Below are 17606 nucleotides of genomic sequence, written 5' to 3' on the forward strand. Positions count from 1 at the left end.
TGACCTCGGTCATGGGTGGCCCGCCATTCTGCCGCGGCCGGCGCCACCGCCCTGACCAGCGGAGACGGTACGACGGACGCGCGTCATACTGACCGCATGGCGAAGAGCAGACGCGGGCGCGGCGGCCCGGAGTCCGTCGCGGAGACGGTGCACGGCGGGGTCGCGGAGCTGCGGCCCGACCGGGACCGGCCGCGCGGCTGGACGCTGCTGATCGACGGCGCCCCGCAGTCGCATGTGGACCTCGACGACCCGACGTATCTGGACTTCGCCTATCAGCGGCGGCTCGGACATCTCGCGGATCTGGCCGCACCGCCCGGCAAGCCGCTGCGGGTCCTGCACCTCGGCGGCGGCGCGCTGACCATGGCGCGCTATGTCGCCGCGACGCGGCCGCGCTCCACCCAGCAGGTCGTGGAGATCGACGCACCGCTCGTCCAACTGGTGCGCCGCGAACTGCCGTTGGAGAGCGGCTGGCGGATCAAGGTGCGCGGCGGGGACGCCCGCGAGGGACTCGCCAAGACCCCGGACGGCTGGGCGGACCTGATCATCGCGGATGTCTTCGGCGGCGCCCGTACACCCGCGCATCTGACCAGCACCGAGTTCGTCGCGGACGTCCGGCGGGCGCTGCGGCCCGGCGGCTTCTACGCGGCGAACCTCGCGGACGGGCCGCCGCTGCGCTTTCTGCGCGGCCAGATCGCCACCGTCCGCACGGTCTTCCCCGAGCTGTGCCTGACCGCCGACCCCGCGGTGCTCCGGGGCAAGCGGTTCGGCAACGCAGTCCTGCTGGCGGCCGACCGGGAGCTGCCGGTCGCCGAGCTGACCCGGCGGGCGGCGACCGATCCGCAGACCGGGCGGGTCGAACACGGCCGGGCCCTGCTGGACTTCACCGGCGGCGCGGCGCCGGTCACCGACGCCACCGCGGTCGCGTCACCGGCCCCGCCGCCGGAGGTCTTCGAGTGACGCCTGCGTTGACGCCCGCGTTGACATCCGTGTTGACATCCGCGTTGATACTCACGCTGACGCTCGCGTTGACACGTACGTTGGTACCTAGGTCGGCACCTAGGTCGGCACCAACGTTGACACCTAGGTTGGCACACCTACGTTGACACCTACATTGGTGCTCACGTTGATGCCGACCTCGATGTGAGCCACAGGAATACCGTCCAGCGCCCCCGCGTTGTGGCCCCGCAGGGGGCCCACACACCCCCTAGGGGATGTGTTCGCCCACCCCCTACGTCGCATGGTTGTTGATGTCGACCATCGGCGGGTGGTCGTTCCACGTGCAGATCACGGACGTATGGCCGCTCTTGCTCGTGAAGTCGACCCGGAGCCACTTGTCCTGCGGCCAGACCTGCATCTCCCAGCCCGCGTTGGGGGTCGCGCTCACCAGCTCGGCGGAGTCGCTGCGCAGGTCGAGGACGACCCGGCCGCCCACCGTGGAGTAGCTCTTGACCTGGCCACCGGAAGCCGAGCCGGTCGGCGGGGTGGACGAGGGGCCGCCCGTGAGCCCGCCATCGGAGCCGGCGGGAGTGGACCGCTTGGACGTCTCGCTGCCGGGGGAGGGGCTGTGGCCGGCCGTCCCGGAGGGCTTGGGGCGGTGGGTGGAGGAGGCGCGCGGTGAGACACCGGCGGCTGCCTGGGCCTCCGAGGAGGGCATTTGGTCGGAAAGGGGCAGCGCCCGCGGCGCGTCGTACGCAGTGCCGGACAGCACGGTGTGCACGCCGAACCACGACAGCGTGACCGCGGCGCCGGTCGCCAGCGTCCAGGCCGCCGCATGAACCAGTCCTCGTTGCATTCGGCTCATACTGCACCACCCGCCCGCCCGGTTGCAGCCCGTCCCCGGCAGCGGACAGACGCCGCTTTCCTGTCAACACCCGGTAAGGAAACCCGCCCGAATGGCGTACGGTGCCGCTCATGGCTCGTGTGCTCGTCGTCGAGGACGATCAGTTCGTACGCTCGGCCCTCATCCGGCATCTGACCGAGGCCGCCCATGCGGTACGCAGCGTCGGTACCGCTCTGGAGGCGCTGCGCGAGGTGGCGCAGGTCGGCTTCGACGTGGTCATCCTCGACCTCGGCCTGCCCGATCTGGACGGCTCCGAGGCGCTGAAGATGCTGCGCGGCATCACCGACGTCCCCGTGATCATCGCCACGGCCCGGGACGACGAGGCCGAAATCGTACGGCTGCTGAACGACGGCGCTGACGACTACCTCACCAAGCCGTTCTCCGTCGAACACCTCTCGGCCCGGATGTCGGCCGTACTGCGCCGCTCCCGCGCCACCGCGGCCGGCGCAGAACCACCCTCACGGCTGATCCAGGTCGGCGGGCTGTCCATCGACCCGCTGCGCCGGCAGGCCGAGCTGGACGGCGTCACCCTCGATCTGACCCGCAGGGAATTCGACCTGCTGGCCTTCCTCGCCGGGCGCCCCGGCGTCGTCGTCCCGCGCAAGGAACTGCTCGCCGAGGTCTGGCAGCAGTCCTACGGGGACGATCAGACCATCGACGTCCATCTCTCCTGGCTGCGCCGCAAACTAGGCGAAACGGCGGCCAAACCGCGGTATCTGCACACCCTGCGCGGCGTCGGCGTGAAGCTGGAGCCACCACAGTGAGCTGGGGGCACCTCCCAGCGGTAGCTGGGGGAGCACGCGAGGCCGCCGGGCCGCAGACGAAGGCGAAAGCCGCACCTCTGCGCCTCGCGGGCGGAGAAGCGAAAGACGAGATGCCGTGAGATGGGCCCTGGTCAAGGTGGCGCTGGCGGTCACCGCGATGGTCGTGGTCGCGTTCGCCGTCCCCCTCGGGCTCGTCGTCAAGGAGATGGCCCGCGACCGCGCGTTCTCCAACGCCGAGCGGCAGGCCGCCACCATCGGCCCGGTCCTCGCCATCACCACCGACCGCACCCAGCTGGAGCGCGCCGTGGCCAGCGCCGAGACCGGCCGCGGAGGCCGCATCGGCGTACATGTCCCGGCGGGCGCCAAGGGCGGCAGGCCCTCCGAGATCGGCACCCGGCGGGCCGACCCCGAGGACGTCGAGGCCGCCGTCAAGCTCGGCCGGGCCTCCATCTCGCCGGTCCCCGGCGGCTCCTCGCTGCTCCAGCCCACCGCCGTCGCCTCCGGTATCGCGGTCGTCGAGGTCTATGTCCCCGACGACGCGCTCACCAACGGCGTCACCACCTCCTGGGTGGTGCTGGCCGGCGTCGGCCTCGCGCTCATCGTCGGTTCGGTCGCGGTCGCCGACCGGCTCGGCACCCGTATGGTGCGCCCGGCCGAGCGGCTCGCGGGTGCCGCACACGACCTGGGCAAGGGCAAGCTGGGCGTACGGGTCCAGGAGGACGGCCCCAAGGAGCTGCGGTCCGCGGCCGTCGCCTTCAACTCCATGGCCGACCAGGTCGTCCAACTGCTCGCCAACGAACGCGAACTGGCCGCCGATCTCTCGCACCGGCTGCGCACCCCGCTGACCGTGCTGCGGCTGAACGCCGCCTCGCTCGGCGACGGGCCCGCCGCCGACCAGACCCGGGCCGCCGTCGAACAGCTGGAGCGCGAGGTCGACCTGATCATCCGCACCGCCCGCGAGCAGAAGTCGCACACCCAGCAGGCCGTCGCCGCGGCCGGCTGCGACGCCGCCGAGGTGATCCGCGAACGGATGGGCTTCTGGTCGGCGCTCGCCGAGGACGAGGGGCGCACCGTCCGCGTCGCTGGCGCGGACCGTCCCGTACGCATTCCCGTCGCCCGCCCCGAACTCGCCGCCGCCCTCGACGCGATGCTCGGCAATGTCTTCCGGCACACCCCCGAGGGCACCGCCTTCGCGGTGGACGTCCACAACGCCGAAGAGGCGGTGATCGTGCTGGTCTCGGACGCCGGGCCGGGCATCGCGGACCCGGATGCGGCGCTGCGCCGCGGCTGGTCGGGCGGCGGGCGGGGGCACGTCCCAGAGGTGGCTGGGGGAGGCTCCACCGGCCTCGGCCTGGACATCGTGCGGCGGCTGGCCGAATCGACCGGCGGCGATGTGCGTATCGGCCGCTCCGTACTCGGCGGCACCGAGGTACGGGTCTGGCTGGCGCTGGACAACGGGCGCGCACACCTCGGCATCCGCCGCGGCCACCGGTTGCGCCGCACGCTCGGCACCCGGCGGCGGCGGGCCGCGCGCGCCTAGGGCCTGTCCGATGGGCGAGGGTCGGACAGGCCCCAGCGGTACGCCCGGGACCGGGTGCTCTTAACCGCTCCCTTCCCCTTCCTTAAGGCGGCCATAATTCCGCCAACTGCCGTACCGAACTGGCCTTTTGTCCGGTTCGGGGTCGCTAGCGTGCGGGACAACCCCCGGGCACGGATACGCCCAGCCCCCCACGTGACGACAGGCAGGCACAGATGAGTTCCTCGGCACACCGTCGGCGCATGAGCCGTACCACCAAGCTGATCGGGACGGCGGTGGCCGTCACGGTCGCGGCCGGCGGCGCGTTCGCCATCGCCGGCTCGGCCTTGGCCACCAAGGCGCCGCAGAACGAGACCGCCCCCGCGAAGGCGGGCGCCGGCTTCGCCCCGTACGTCGACACCTCCCTCACGCCCGCCTACGACATCGTCGACACCGCCCAGAAGACCGGTGTGAAGAACTTCAATCTCGCGTTCGTCACCTCCGGCGGCGGCTGCACGCCCAAGTGGGGCGGCGCCGTGGAGCTGGGCGACGACCCGGTGGCCAAGCAGATACCCGACCTGCGGGCGGCCGGCGGCGACGTCCGGGTCTCCTTCGGCGGCGCCAACGGCTCCGAACTCGGCCTGGCCTGTAGCTCCGCCGACGAGCTGGCCGCCGCGTACGGCAAGGCCATCGACCAGTTCAAGCTGACCAAGGTCGACTTCGACATCGAGGGCGGCGCGCTCCCCGACACCGCGGCCAACACCCGCCGCGCCCAGGCCATCGCGCAACTCCAGAAGAAGCACCCCGACCTGGATGTGTCCTTCACGCTGCCGGTCATGCCCGAGGGGCTCACCCAGGACGGCGTGAACCTGGTCGCCGACGCCAAGAAGAACGGTGTGAAGATCTCCGCCGTCAACATCATGGCGATGGACTACGGACCCTCCTACGACGGCGACATGGGCGCCTACGCCACCCAGGCCGCCACCGCCACCCAGGGCCAGATCAAGAAGGCCCTCGGGCTCGGCGACGCGGACGCCTGGAAGACCGTCGCCGTGACCCCCATGATCGGCGTCAACGACGTCCAGAACGAGGTCTTCAAGGTCGAGGACGCCACCGAGCTGGCGAAGTTCGCCCAGGACAAGCACCTGGCCTGGCTGTCGATGTGGTCCTCGACCCGTGACAAGGCCTGCGAGGGCGGCGGGTCCCACTCCGCGCAGCCGACCTGCAGCTCCATCGAGCAGCAGCCGCTGGACTTCACCAAGGCGTTCGCGGCGCACACCGGCTGACCGACGCGGCGGCTCCGGTCCCGTCCCCCCACCCGGACCGCCCCCTAAGCGGGGCGCAGCGGCTTCCACCCCCACCCGCTGCGCCCCGCCTTATGTGTCCGGACCGCCCCCGGCAGCCGCCCCGCCCCGTACGGCCGTGCGGAACGCGATCGGGGTGGTCCCCGCCCGCCGCTGGAAGAACTTGCTGAAGTTGGTGGCGTCGGCGAAGCCCAGCCGGTCCGCGATCCGGGCCGCCGACTGGTCGCCGTGCGCCAGCAGCCGCTTGGCCTCCAGCACCACCCGGCGGTCGATGAACTCCTTCGCGCCGATCCCGGCGGCGGCCTCGGTGGCCCGGGAGAGGGTGCGCGGCGCATAGCCCAGCGACCGGGCGTAGTCTGCGACCTGGCGGCTGCGGGTGAACTCCCGCTCCACCGCGTCCCGGAACCGCAGATACGTCTCGCCGGCCTCGCACGTGCCGTCGCCCTCGTGCCCGCCGTCCGACGCCCCGGCCGGGTGCGCGGCCCGCAGCACCAGCACCGCCAGCAGATGCCGCAGCACCTCGACATGCACCTCCAGCGGCAGCCCGCCCAGCGCGCCGAACTCGCGGTGCAGCTGCCGCAGTGCGTCGTCCACCCCCTGAGCCGCCGCCCCTTCGGGATGCCGTACGGCCGGCCCGTACCAGTCCTCGATCCGGGCGGCGGCCGCGGTGGCCGGGTCCAGGAAGCCGGCTTCGAAGAGCACCAGCAGCCCGTCCGCCCGGGTCAGATCGCCGAAGTGCTGGACCTGACCGGGCCGCGACCACAGCAGGTCGCCCGGGGTGAGGAGGTGCTCCCGGAAGTCGACGCTGTGCATCAGCCGGCCGCTTTCCAGCCTCAGCAGATGGTGGAAGCCGGGCCGGTGTGGTGTGGACAGCTGGCAGGCATCGGCCCGGGCACGCAGTTCATCCAGCGTCATCACCTCCACACCGGCGGGCCGCCCGGCGGGCGCGGAGAACGCCACCTCCGGGATCTCCGGAACCGGCTCCCCACCCCCTTGTCGCATTTTGACCATCACCCGTCTCCTCGCTACCCCGAAATGTCCCGCTGGTGCCCATAGCATAGAAGACGTCAGCGCGGCTGATGACGGAAAACGGAAGTCCTTACCGGACGCACAGATACAGCTGGGAGACCACCATGTCCACGATCGCTCTCTTCGGGGCCAACGGCACCATCGGCAGCCGCATCCTCAACGAGGCCCTGCAGCGCGGTCACCAGGTCACCGCGGTCGTCCGCGACCCCGCGAAGATCGCCACGACCCACCCGAACCTGACCGTGACCACCGGCGACATCCTCGACCCGGCCTCGGTCACGGCGGTGGCCAAGGGCCAGGACGTTCTGGTGAGCGCGGTCGGTGGCGGCGACGGGCCGGGCCATGTCGCCACCATCGAGCCCGCCGCCAAGTCCCTCGTCACCGGACTCCGCACCCTCGGCGAAGCGGCCCCGCGCCTGATCACCGTCGGCGGCGCAGGCTCACTGCGCACCCCCGAGGGCAAGCAGGTCTGGGACGCGGACGGCCTCCCCGAGTTCCTGCTGCAGATCATGCACGCGCACGGCGACGCCCTCGACTACTACCGCACCGTCTCCGACGTCCGCTGGACCAACGTCAGCCCGGCCGCCACCATCGAGCCCGGCGAGCGCACCGGCACGTACCGCACCGGCACCGACGACCTGGTCACCGCCGCCGACGGCAGCAGCCGTATCTCCGCCGAGGACTACGCGGTGGCCCTCGTCGACGAGATCGAGCAGCCCCGCCACATCGGCGAGCGCTTCACCATCGGCTACTGACGGCGGATGAACAGGCACCCGCCGGACAGTGCCAGCGCGCCGGCCAGCAGCACGGCGCCGGTGATCGTGGCCGGCCCGGGTGGTTCCTCGCGCAGGGCGAAGCTTTGGTACGCGACGGCCATCCCCGGTTGGTGCAGCTCCCACTGCTTCGGCTGATACGGGGCGGGTACGTCGCGCCACAGCATCGTCACCCCGACCGCGGCCAGCACCAGCGCCGTGAGAACAACAGCCGCCCTGGCGCGCCAAGGCCGACGTAATCGGATCACCATGCGCCGACCCTATGTCAGCAAAAAGATCGGCCCCGAACCGCTTTCGCGATTCGGGGCCGATCCCTTGGGGTGAGTAACGGGACTTGAACCCGCGACATCCTGGACCACAACCAGGTGCTCTACCAGCTGAGCTATACCCACCATGACCGGTGCTGTGTGGTTCTTTTTCCCCACCGGCTGAGAAAAAGTGTACAGGGTCTGGAGGGGTGCTCGCTCCCGGGTTTCGTGGCCCCGGGAGCGAGCTGCGTCACTGCGGTGCGGACTGTGCCTCGGCAGGCAGAACGTGCTTCGCCGCGATGGCCTTCGCGGTGTCCGAGTCGGGCCCGGGCTGCGGCACGAAGACCGCCTCCCGGTAGTAGCGCAATTCCGCGATGGATTCGCGGATGTCGGCCAGCGCCCGGTGGTTGCCGTTCTTGTCCGGACTGTTGAAGTAGGCCCGCGGGAACCAGCGCCGGGCGAGTTCCTTCACGGACGACACATCGACGATCCGGTAGTGGAGATAGTTCTCCAGCGTCGGCATGTCGCGCAGCAGGAAGCCGCGGTCCGTGCCGACGGAGTTTCCGCACAGCGGCGCCTTGCCCGGCTCCGGCACATGCTGCTTGATGTACGCAAGCACCTGTGCCTCGGCCGCCTCCAGCGTCGTACCGTTGTCCAGCTCGTCGAGCAGGCCGGAGGCGGTGTGCATCTGGCGCACCACCTCCGGCATCGTGGTCAGTGCCTCGGCCGGGGGGCGGATCACCACATCCACCCCGTCGCCCAGCACGTTCAGCTCGGAGTCGGTGACCAGTGCGGCCACCTCGATGAGTGCGTCATTCGCCAGCGAGAGTCCGGTCATCTCGCAGTCGATCCACACCATGCGATCGTTCATACGTCTCACCCTACGGGGCGCTCACGCTGACCGGGGAGCACGGGCCGCCCCGCACCACGGCCGACCGGAGCTTCCGGCAGCCGCGAGGCGAACGCGTCCGAGTGCGGTTTGCCGGTTTCGCCCGGATCGGCGGCCGCCAGTGCGGTCGCCTGCCCATGGCCGGCCGCCACAGCCGCGGAGAACCGGTCCGGCCCGCCGGGGACCGGTGCCGGCCGCTCACCGCGTTCCGGCCGCTCGGCCCGCTCCGGACGCAGCGCGAGCTCGGGCGCACCGTTCTGCGGCCGGCGCGCGCGGTACGCCGCGCGGTACGCCGCGGGCGAGGCGCCCAGTTGCCGCCGGAAGTGGCCGCGCAGCGCGACCGGCGAGCGGAATCCGCAGCGCCCCGCGACCTCGTCCACCGAATAGTCGGAGGTCTCCAGCAGTCGCTGGGCCTGCAGCACCCGCTGGGTGATCAGCCACTGCAGGGGAGCGCTCCCGGTAAGGGAACGGAATCGCCGGTCGAAGGTGCGGCGGCTCATATAGGCGCGCGCGGCCAGCGTCTCCACGTCGAACTGCTCGTGGAGGTGCTCCAGCGCCCAGGCGACGACCTCGGCAAGCGGGTCGGCGCCGATCTCCTCTGGTAAAGAGCGGTCCAGGTAGCGCTGGTGCCCCATGTCGGAGGCGGTACGGCGCGGCGGTACGACGAGCCGGCGAGCCAGCGCGTTCGCGGCGTCCGCGCCGTGGTCGGTCCGCACGATGTGCAGACACAGGTCGATGCCGGCCGCCGTCCCCGCGGAGGTGAGCACATCGCCGTCGTCGACGAAGAGCTCGCGGGGGTCGACATGGACGGACGGATAACGCTTGGCGAGCGTCGGCGCGTACATCCAATGTGTCGTGGCCGGCCGGCCGTCGAGCAGTCCGGCCGCGGCGAGGACGAAGGCCCCCGTGCACAGCCCGACGATTCTGGCCCCTTCTTCATGCGCGCGGCGCAGCGCGTCGAGCGCGGCGGGCGGCGGGGCCTGGGTGATGGAACGCCAGGCCGGTACGACGACCGTCCCGGCGCGGGCGATCGCCTCCAGCCCGTAGGGGGCCGAAAGTTCGAGCCCCCCGGTCGTGCGCAAAGGCGCATCTTCGCCCGCGCACACAAGTAGCCGGTACCTCGGAACGCCTGCGTCTTGGCGGTCGATGCCGAAGACCGAGAGCGGAATGGAGCTCTCGAAAATGGGGCCGCCGCTGAAGAGGAGCACCGCGACTATTTCGCGGCGTCGTCGGGCGGCGAGCTTGCGTGCGGCATCTGGTACGGCAGCGGAGTCCTGGCTCATGGCACTTAAGCCCCCCTCGGTCGTCTCGCCCTCTCGGTACTGCACAGTTCCCCCGCCATAAATACCAAGATCGAATCTACTGTGTCCCGTGAGGATTGAGTGCCAAGTTCACCACTCACTGGTATGTCGATATGGCAACTTGGCGCGAAGCATTCGATCACGAAGCGTTCCACTCGTCGGGCCTACATGGGAAGTACGCGTCTCGGCTCTGCCCGTTCGCAGTAGGGCACAACCATGCCCAGCGGTCCTTTCCGCCCTGCTCACGCCAGGGTTGGGGGGTGGTTCGGGCAAGGTCGGTAACCTGGCCGGAAGTTGGCTGAAAACGGTCGCGCGCAGACTTGCGGGCGCCTTATTCGCCCGGCGTGCGCCCTTCGAAGTAGCGGCCGCCCCCATGCGCTCCTGTCCGGATACGTCCTCTTCTGTTCCGGTGTCTTCCGGGGTTCTCGGCCAGCACCCGGGCGGCGGTCCGTTCGGATTTCCGCAGCAGTGCGCGGCATACACAGGTCACCGCCGTGAGACCGGCGGTGGTGCCGGCCGCGCCGACCAGGGAGGCGCCGCTCACTAGGAGCACGACGGGCACCAGGGCGCAGCTGAATGCGCCCCAGCGCACGACATCGCTCACTGGGTCGGGTGATCTATCGGACGGTACGGGCACCGCGCGCTCCCTTCGGACAGGCAGCTACTACAACGCTGCCGGCGATCATGGGTCACCGCGATGGGTACGTACGGGGGCAGGGCGGGGCATTGCCATCCGCGCCACGCTCCGGCATGCTCCGGGGAACGTTCGAGGCCCCGAACCGCCTCGCGCGGCGCCCTGCGTCCGCGGCGGGCTCTGGGCAGCGGAGGAGTGGCGCCGTACTCTTGGGGTATCGGCTTGGGAAGATGATTCCCAGTCGTATCGTTCCCCTTTGAACTATGGCTCCCGTTCCTCGATCGAGCCAGCTCAGTCAACTGCCGGATCAAGTCAATCGCCGTTCCCCGCCCGCCCCTCCGCAAGAGGATCTCCTCGCCGAGACAGCCCATGGCCGGTCATAAGAACCCCGAACCCGCGGACCGCAAGCAGGTCGCCGATCCGACGGCGGACCTGGAAGCGGCGGAAGAGACACGCCACTCCTGCGACCCAGCCTTCCAGCACGGCGTCGTGGTCGGCTTCGACGGCTCCATGTCGAGCGAGCGAGCGTTGGCGTATGCAATCGGTATGGCCCGGCGCTTCGGCTCCGGGCTGATCATCGTCCATGTGGCCAACCGGCTGCCGACGACCGTCTGGGCGGGCTGTGAACCCCCGGTCTTCGTGGACGTGCCCGATCACCGCACGGAAGTGCTCGGCCTGGAGCTCGCCTGCGCCGACCATCTCAGCGAGGTCCCGTGGATCCTCGTCGAGCGTGGCGGGGACATCTGCCATGAGCTGGAGGAGGTCGGCCGGGAGTACGAGGCCGACGCGATCGTGGTCGGCTCCACGCATGGCATCGTCGGCCGGATCTTCGGCTCGGTCGCGGGACGGCTGGCGCGCCGCGCACAGCGCCCCGTGATCGTCATCCCCTGACGGATCGCTGCGAATTCCGGACGCGGGATCGTTTCCCCGCGCTCCGTCGCTCCGTCGCCGTGAGCGGTTCTCCTCGCCCTGTGCACGTCCTGCGCACAGTTGAGGGGGCGTCATGAGGATTGTGAGCAGCCGCATTTCCCTCGTACGCAGAGGTGGATTGTGCGCTTGTGACGGGTAGAAAACGGTCACGTGAGCGCGCCGCGAACGGGCCCACCGGCCGCGCGCACGGCAACTGCGTGCTGCCGGCCGGGAGGTGACGGTTCCCGGGACGGCGGCATCCTGCCGACGTATGGGCGACGTCGGCACAGGGGAGGCGTCGGCTTCGCGCGTATGGTGGCACGCTCGAAGCCGACGGCTCCCCTTGCGCCTAAACCGGCGCCGCTTTCGCGGAGGGGGTTGCTCGCCGCGGGGGTTGCTCAATTGTCGCTTCGGTTGGAGTCGGTGTTGATTTACTCCACCGTCACGGACTTTGCGAGGTTCCGGGGCTTGTCGATGTCCCGGCCCAGGGCCAACGCCGTGTGGTAGGCGAGCAGTTGGAGCGGGATGCCCATCAGGATCGGGTCCAGCTCCGGCTCGTTCTTCGGGACGATGATGGTGTGGTCGGCCTTCTCCTGCTCCTGGTGCGCGACGGCGAGGATCCGGCCGCTGCGGGCCTTGATCTCTTCCAGCGCGGCCCGGTTCTTCTCCAGCAGGTCGTCGTCCGGGACGATCGCGACGGTCGGCATCGCGGGCTCGATGAGCGCCAGCGGGCCGTGCTTGAGCTCCGACGCCGGGTAGGCCTCGGCGTGGATGTAGGAGACCTCCTTGAGCTTCAGCGAGGCCTCACGTGCCACCGGGTAACCGCGCACCCGGCCGATGAACATCATCGACTTGGCGTCCGCGTACTTGGCCGCCAGCTTCTTGACGTCCTCCTCGCCCTTGAGGATCTCGTCGATCTGCCCGGGCAGCTTGCGCAGGCCCTCGATGATCCGCTTGCCGTCCGCGACGGACAGGTCGCGGATGCGGCCCAGGTGCAGGGCGAGCAGCGCGAAGGAGACCACCATGTTGGTGAAGCACTTGGTCGAGACGACGCAGACCTCGGGGCCCGCGTGCACATAGATGCCGCCGTCGGTCTCGCGGGCGATCGCCGAGCCGACGACGTTCACCAGGCCGAGGACGCGCGCGCCCTTGCGCTTGAGCTCCTGGACGGCCGCCAGCACGTCGTAGGTCTCACCGGACTGGGAGACCGCCACGTACAGCGTGTCGGGGTCCACGACCGGGTTGCGGTACCGGAACTCGGAGGCCGGCTCGGCGTCCGAGGGGATGCGGGCCAGCTCCTCGATCATCTGCGCGCCGATCTGGCCCGCGTGGTACGAGGTGCCGCAGCCCAGGATCTTCACGCGGCGCACCCCGCGCGCCTCGCGGGCGTCGAGGTTCAGGCCGCCCAGGTGCACGGTGGAGAAACGGTCGTCGATCCGGCCGCGCAGCGCGCGGTCCACCGCGTCGGCCTGCTCGGAGATCTCCTTGTGCATGTACGTGTCGTGGCCGCCCAGGTCGTACGACTCGGCCGCGTACTCGACGGTCTCCGGCGTCGCCGTCGTACGGGAGCCCTCGGTGGTGTACGTGCGGTAGTCGTCGGCCTTGAGGGTGGCCATCTCGCCGTCGTCCAGGGTGACGACCTGGCGGGTGTGCGAGACCAGCGCCGCGACGTCGGAGGAGACGAACATCTCGTGCTCGCCGATGCCCAGCACGACCGGGGAACCGTTGCGGGCGACGACGATGCGGTCGGTGAAGTCGGCGTGCAGTACGGCGATGCCGTAGGTGCCCTCGATGTGCCGCAGCGCCTCGCGGACCTTCTCCTCCAGCTTCTCGGCCTGGGAGCGGCCGATCAGGTGGGCCAGCACCTCGGTGTCGGTCTCGGAGGCGAACTCCACGCCGTCGGCGGTGAGGCGGGCGCGCAGCTCGGAGGCGTTGTCGATGATGCCGTTGTGGACGACCGCGACCTTGCCCTCGGTGTCGAGGTGCGGGTGGGCGTTCTCGTCGGTCGGCGCGCCGTGGGTGGCCCAGCGTGTGTGGGCGATGCCGGTGCTGCCGGCGAACCGTTTCGGCAGCCGGGACTCCAGCTCGCGGACCCGGCCCTTGGCCTTGGCGGTCTTCAGGCCCCCGGCCTTGCCGGTGCCGTTGGAGTGGATGGCGATGCCCGCCGAGTCGTAGCCGCGGTACTCAAGGCGCTGGAGGCCCTCAAGGAGCAGCGGGGCGACATCGCGTTTGCCGATATATCCGACGATCCCGCACATACAGTGACCCTCCGAGATGAATCTTGGTGACGGATGTTGCGATGGTGATTCGTGACTGTTCTTGTTGTTCTGCTTGTGACTGTGACTGTGTGATGCCCGGTTTGTCAGCCGTAGACGAGGCGGCGCAGCTGGCGTGTCGAGAGACCCGGCGGAGCCACGGCGCGGTGCGGCATCTCGTGGCGGATCCGTTCGAAGATCTCATCGTTGCGCAGCCCCTGGGACTGCAGCTCGCGATGGCGCCGGCGGACGAATTCCTCCGTGGTCTCGTCGAAGTACGCGAGTACGTCGAGTACCACCCGGGTGGCCTCACCGCGCTGCAGCGGTGTGCTGCGCACCAGGTGGTCCACCAGGTCTTCGTAGGGCGCCTGACTTGCGTCAGCGCCACGGGTACGGCGTTCGAGCACCCGTTGATACTGCTGGGCCGCGCCGAGATTCGCAAGAAACCTGCCCGATATCGGGCAGGTCCATAAGATGGCGGCCGGAAAGTGGTCTAAACCTTGACCGGATCCGGGGCGCAAGGTACGCATGGTCACCGTTCGGTCGCTCCATGCCATGCAAGACATGCCGTGCACGATGCTCTCGCCGAAGGGACCGTCGATGAGACGACGCAGACTCCTCTTTTCGCTCCTGCTGATCGCGGCGGCGGGGATGGGAACCGCCGCCGCACCGCCTCAGCCCGCAGCCGCCCGTGCTGCCACCCCCCTGGACCAGGTGGTCCCCGCGCCCGCGTCCGTACGCCCCGGCGGGGACCCGTACACGATCGGCGACCGGACCCGGATCCGCGTCCCCGGCGGCTCCGACAAGGCCAAGCGGGTCGCCGGCTACCTGGCGGGCGTGCTGCGCCCCGCCACCGGCTACGACCTGCCGGTGACCACCAGGAGCGGCAAGGACGGGATCGTGCTCCGGCTCGGCGGCCACGGGACCAAGGGGCTGGGCGCGGAGGGCTACCGGCTCAGCTCCAGCGGCCGCGGAGTGACCATCAGCGCGGGCCGGCCCGCCGGGCTCTTCCGCGGCGTCCAGACGCTGCGGCAGCTGCTGCCCGCGGCCGTGGAGAAGCGCACCGAGCAGCCCGGACCGTGGCGGGTCGCGGGCGGTGAGATCGCCGACACCCCGCGCTACGGCTACCGGGGCGCGATGCTCGACGTCTCCCGGCATTTCTTCACCGTCGCGCAGGTCAAGCGCTATATCGACCAGCTCGCGCTCTACAAGGTCAACAAACTGCATCTGCATCTCTCCGACGACCAGGGCTGGCGGATCGCCATCAACTCCTGGCCGCGGCTGGCCACGTACGGCGGCAGTACCCAGGTGGGCGGCGGGCCCGGCGGCTACTACACCAAGGACGACTACCGCGAGATCCTGCGCTATGCCGCCAGCCGGTATCTGACGGTCGTCCCGGAGATCGACATGCCGGGCCACACCAACGCCGCGCTGGCCTCGTACGCGGAGCTGAACTGCAACGGCGTCGCACCGCCGCTCTACACCGGCACCAATGTCGGCTTCAGCTCGCTGTGCGTGCCGAAGAAGGTGACGTACGACTTCATCGACGACGTGATCCGTGAGATCGCGGCGCTCACCCCCGGCCCGTACCTTCACATCGGCGGCGACGAGGCGCACTCGACCAGCCATGAGGACTACGTGACCTTCATGGACAAGGTGCAGCCGGTGGTCGCCAAATACGGGAAGAAGGTGATCGGCTGGCACCAGCTGACCGGCGCGCGCCCGGCGAAGGGGGCCGTCGCCCAGTACTGGGGCTACGACAAGACGAGCCCGGAGGAGCGCGCCCAGGTGGCCGACGCCGCCAAGAAGGGCACCGGGCTCATCCTCTCGCCCGCCGACCGCGGATACCTCGACATGAAGTACGACAAGGACACACCGCTGGGCCTGAACTGGGCCGGGTACGTCGGCGTCGAGCGCTCCTACGACTGGGACCCGGGCACGTATCTGGCCGGCGCGCCCGCGGAGTCGATCGTCGGCGTCGAAGCGCCCCTGTGGACCGAGACCCTCAAGACCTCGGCGCACATCGAGTACATGGCCTTCCCGCGGCTGCCCGGCATCGCGGAGCTCGGCTGGTCCCCGGCAACCACCCACGACTGGGACGCGTACAAGGAGCGGCTGGCCGCGCAGGGACCCCGCTGGGACGCCATGGGGCTCGGCTACTACCGTTCTCCGGAGGTGCCCTGGCCGGCGCGGTGAGTTCGTCCCGATTGGCGGGCGGGCCACGGCATTTGGCCCGTTCGTCGATCGAGGAGCTGGAGACGTCAGATGGACCCGATGGCGGCAGAGAGCGGCGGGCTGCGCGCGGCTGTGGAGCGCTTTCTCGAACCCGGTGAGCGGGTGGTGGACATGCTGCCGGCGGACAAGGGCAGCTGCCGGATGCAGGCCACCCCTGCGCCGCCCAAGGACCTGGAACTGTCCGTGTTCGGCGGCGTGTTGTGGCACGAACGGTCCCTGGCGTCGAGGACCGTCTCGGTCATCCTGGACGTGATCTGCTCGACCCAGCCGACGCGCGGGCATTTCGGCGACCCGGCGGCCCGTCAGAAGTGCCTGCAGAAGAAGCACGCCTTCTGGGGCGCGTGGGACAGCCTGGCGGGCGGCCTGCTGCGCGGTCTGCAGCCGGTCGGTGCGGCCCACAAGATCTTGCTGCTGACCGACCGCCGTATCCAGCTGGTCTATGTCCAGGGGGACGGGAAGGACGGCTCGTTCGCGGTCGAGCCGGGCTGGCGGGCCGATCCGCGCACGATCGTCTGGGTCCGGGACTGCAAGGACTACATGCCGGGCCACTACCAGCTGGGCTTCTCCGACGGCTCATGGATGCCGGTGTTCTTCCCCAAGCAGGTCCGCGGCCGCTTCGCCGCCCTCTACCCGCACGCCCAGCACTGGAAGCAGCCCCTCCCCGATGTGCTGGCCGGCCCCGCCGCGCAGGGCCGGCCGTAGGGCTGTGTGAGCTCCCTAGACCCCCAGCTCCCTGGCGATCAGCATCCGCTGGACCTCGCTCGTGCCCTCGCCGATTTCCAGGATCTTGGAGTCGCGCCACATGCGGGCGACCGGGTACTCGTTCATGAAGCCGTAGCCGCCGTGGATCTGGGTTGCCTCGCGGGCGTTGTCCACGGCGATCTCCGAGGAGTAGAGCTTGGCGAGGGCCGCCTCCTTCTTGAAGGGCTCGTCGTGCACCAGCCGGGAGGCGGCGTCACGCCAGGCCAGCCGGGAGGTGTGGGCGCGCATCTCCATGTCGGCGAGCTTGAACTGGATCGCCTGGTTGGCGCCGATCGGGCGACCGAAGGCGTGCCGCGTCCTGGCGTACGCCACCGACTCGTCGACGCAGCCCTGGGCGAGGCCGGTGGCCAGCGCCGCGATGGCGATCCGTCCCTCGTCGAGGATGCGCAGGAACTGGGCGTAGCCGCGGCCCTCCTCGCCCAGCAGGTTGGCGGCCGGCACCCGGACGTCGGAGAAGGACAGCTCCCGGGTGTCGGAGGCGTTCCAGCCGACCTTGGAGTACGGGGCGGCGACCGTGAAGCCGGGGGTGCCGGAGGGCACGATGATCGAGGAGATCCGGGGCGCGCCGTCGTCCTTGTGACCGGTGACGGCGGTGACGGTGACCAGACCGGTGATGTCCGTACCGGAGTTGGTGATGAAGCACTTGCTGCCGTTGATGACCCATGCTCCCCCACTCTCGGCTTCGCTCGACCGGGAGGTGCCCCCATCGTCGCGTACGGCGGTGGTGCGGGTGGCGCCCGCGTCCGAGCCGCCGTCCGGCTCGGTGAGGCCGAACGCGCCGAGCATCTCACCGCTGCACAGCCGGGGCAGCCACTCGCGCTTCTGCTCCTCCGTGCCGAAGCGGAAGATCGGCATGGCGCCGAGCGAGACGCCGGCCTCCAGGGTGATGGCCACCGAGGAGTCGACCCGGGCCAGCTCCTCCAGGGCGATGCCGAGCGCGAGGTAGTCGCCGCCCATCCCGCCGTACTCCTCGGGGAACGGCAGACCGAACAGGCCCATCCGGCCCATCTCCTGCACGATTTCGTACGGGAACGCATGCTGCTCGTAGTACTCGCCGATCTTCGGGGCGACGACGTCGTGTGCGAACGCCTCGACCGTACGCCGGAGTTCTTCCAGCTCGGAGGGGAGACGGTGGTCCAGGGACATG

At 70.2% G+C, this 17606-nt stretch carries 16 protein-coding genes, 1 tRNA gene and 1 pseudogene; 8 read left to right on the plus strand and 10 right to left on the minus strand.

Annotated features, from left to right (window positions below; genetic code table 11):
- Nucleotides 1-96: 96 nt before the first annotated feature.
- Entirely contained in the window at nt 97-957 is an 861-nt protein-coding gene (locus AB0I10_RS05025) for a fused MFS/spermidine synthase (RefSeq protein WP_363150911.1), read from the plus strand.
- Between the two features lie 271 nt (nt 958-1228).
- Here AB0I10_RS05025 and AB0I10_RS05030 read toward each other — a convergent pair whose 3' ends face one another.
- Nucleotides 1229-1792 (minus strand): hypothetical protein, encoded by a 564-nt coding sequence (locus tag AB0I10_RS05030; protein ID WP_363150912.1) that lies wholly within the window; start codon nt 1790-1792, stop codon nt 1229-1231.
- Nucleotides 1793-1911: 119 nt separating this feature from the next.
- Here AB0I10_RS05030 and AB0I10_RS05035 point away from each other — a divergent pair, with 119 nt between their 5' ends.
- From AB0I10_RS05035 to AB0I10_RS05045, 3 genes and pseudogenes are all read left to right on the plus strand, one after another.
- Nucleotides 1912-2604 carry a response regulator transcription factor gene (locus tag AB0I10_RS05035; RefSeq protein ID WP_363150913.1) on the plus strand — a complete coding sequence of 231 codons (693 nt, stop codon included), beginning with the start codon at nt 1912-1914 and terminating at the stop codon, nt 2602-2604.
- 115 nt (nt 2605-2719) lie between these two features.
- Nucleotides 2720-4144, plus strand: coding sequence for a HAMP domain-containing sensor histidine kinase (locus AB0I10_RS05040; protein ID WP_363150914.1), 1425 nt, complete (start codon nt 2720-2722; stop codon nt 4142-4144).
- Nucleotides 4145-4509: 365 nt separating this feature from the next.
- Nucleotides 4510-5406: pseudogene (locus tag AB0I10_RS05045) on the plus strand (chitinase); the annotation flags it as partial.
- 90 nt (nt 5407-5496) lie between these two features.
- Here AB0I10_RS05045 and AB0I10_RS05050 read toward each other — a convergent pair.
- Nucleotides 5497-6435, minus strand: coding sequence for an AraC family transcriptional regulator (locus tag AB0I10_RS05050; protein WP_363150915.1), 939 nt, complete (start codon nt 6433-6435; stop codon nt 5497-5499).
- A 122-nt stretch (nt 6436-6557) separates the two neighbouring features.
- Between AB0I10_RS05050 and AB0I10_RS05055 the strand changes: the two genes are divergently transcribed.
- Nucleotides 6558-7208 (plus strand): NAD(P)H-binding protein, encoded by a 651-nt coding sequence (locus AB0I10_RS05055; RefSeq protein WP_363150916.1) that lies wholly within the window; start codon nt 6558-6560, stop codon nt 7206-7208.
- On the opposite strand, the gene AB0I10_RS05060 is transcribed toward AB0I10_RS05055, so the two are convergent.
- From AB0I10_RS05060 to AB0I10_RS05080, 5 genes are all read right to left on the minus strand, one after another.
- Nucleotides 7202-7477: a hypothetical protein gene (locus AB0I10_RS05060; RefSeq protein WP_363150917.1), complete on the minus strand. Its 276-nt coding sequence runs from the start codon at nt 7475-7477 to the stop codon at nt 7202-7204. The two genes, AB0I10_RS05055 and AB0I10_RS05060, sit on opposite strands and share 7 nt — an antisense overlap.
- Before the next feature lie 65 nt (nt 7478-7542).
- Nucleotides 7543-7618 (minus strand) — tRNA-His (locus AB0I10_RS05065).
- 106 nt (nt 7619-7724) lie between these two features.
- Entirely contained in the window at nt 7725-8345 is a 621-nt protein-coding gene (orn, locus tag AB0I10_RS05070; protein WP_363150918.1) for an oligoribonuclease, read from the minus strand.
- Between the two features lie 5 nt (nt 8346-8350).
- Nucleotides 8351-9646, minus strand: coding sequence for a helix-turn-helix domain-containing protein (locus AB0I10_RS05075; protein WP_363150919.1), 1296 nt, complete (start codon nt 9644-9646; stop codon nt 8351-8353).
- Nucleotides 9647-9995: 349 nt separating this feature from the next.
- Nucleotides 9996-10268: a hypothetical protein gene (locus tag AB0I10_RS05080; protein ID WP_363150920.1), complete on the minus strand. Its 273-nt coding sequence runs from the start codon at nt 10266-10268 to the stop codon at nt 9996-9998.
- A 399-nt stretch (nt 10269-10667) separates the two neighbouring features.
- Between AB0I10_RS05080 and AB0I10_RS05085 the strand changes: the two genes are divergently transcribed.
- Nucleotides 10668-11189: a universal stress protein gene (locus AB0I10_RS05085; RefSeq protein ID WP_363150921.1), complete on the plus strand. Its 522-nt coding sequence runs from the start codon at nt 10668-10670 to the stop codon at nt 11187-11189.
- Between the two features lie 449 nt (nt 11190-11638).
- On the opposite strand, the gene glmS is transcribed toward AB0I10_RS05085, so the two are convergent.
- Together glmS and AB0I10_RS05095 are read right to left on the minus strand one after the other, a co-directional pair.
- Nucleotides 11639-13465, minus strand: a complete 1827-nt coding sequence (gene glmS / locus AB0I10_RS05090) for a glutamine--fructose-6-phosphate transaminase (isomerizing) (protein ID WP_363150922.1) — start codon at nt 13463-13465, stop codon at nt 11639-11641.
- A gap of 104 nt (nt 13466-13569) precedes the next feature.
- A complete protein-coding gene (locus tag AB0I10_RS05095; protein WP_363150923.1) occupies nt 13570-13869 on the minus strand; it encodes a hypothetical protein in 300 nt (99 codons plus the stop codon).
- Nucleotides 13870-14062: 193 nt separating this feature from the next.
- Here AB0I10_RS05095 and AB0I10_RS05100 point away from each other — a divergent pair, with 193 nt between their 5' ends.
- Nucleotides 14063-15658 (plus strand): beta-N-acetylhexosaminidase, encoded by a 1596-nt coding sequence (locus tag AB0I10_RS05100; RefSeq protein ID WP_363150924.1) that lies wholly within the window; start codon nt 14063-14065, stop codon nt 15656-15658.
- A 78-nt stretch (nt 15659-15736) separates the two neighbouring features.
- Nucleotides 15737-16399, plus strand: a complete 663-nt coding sequence (locus AB0I10_RS05105) for a hypothetical protein (RefSeq protein ID WP_363150925.1) — start codon at nt 15737-15739, stop codon at nt 16397-16399.
- A 15-nt stretch (nt 16400-16414) separates the two neighbouring features.
- Here the strand turns inward: AB0I10_RS05105 and AB0I10_RS05110 are convergent, their stop codons facing one another.
- A complete protein-coding gene (locus AB0I10_RS05110; protein WP_363150926.1) occupies nt 16415-17605 on the minus strand; it encodes an acyl-CoA dehydrogenase family protein in 1191 nt (396 codons plus the stop codon).
- Nucleotide 17606 lies beyond the last annotated feature (1 nt).

It is taken from the genome of Streptomyces sp. NPDC050636 (genome assembly GCF_040654775.1).
Taxonomy (GTDB): domain Bacteria; phylum Actinomycetota; class Actinomycetes; order Streptomycetales; family Streptomycetaceae; genus Streptomyces.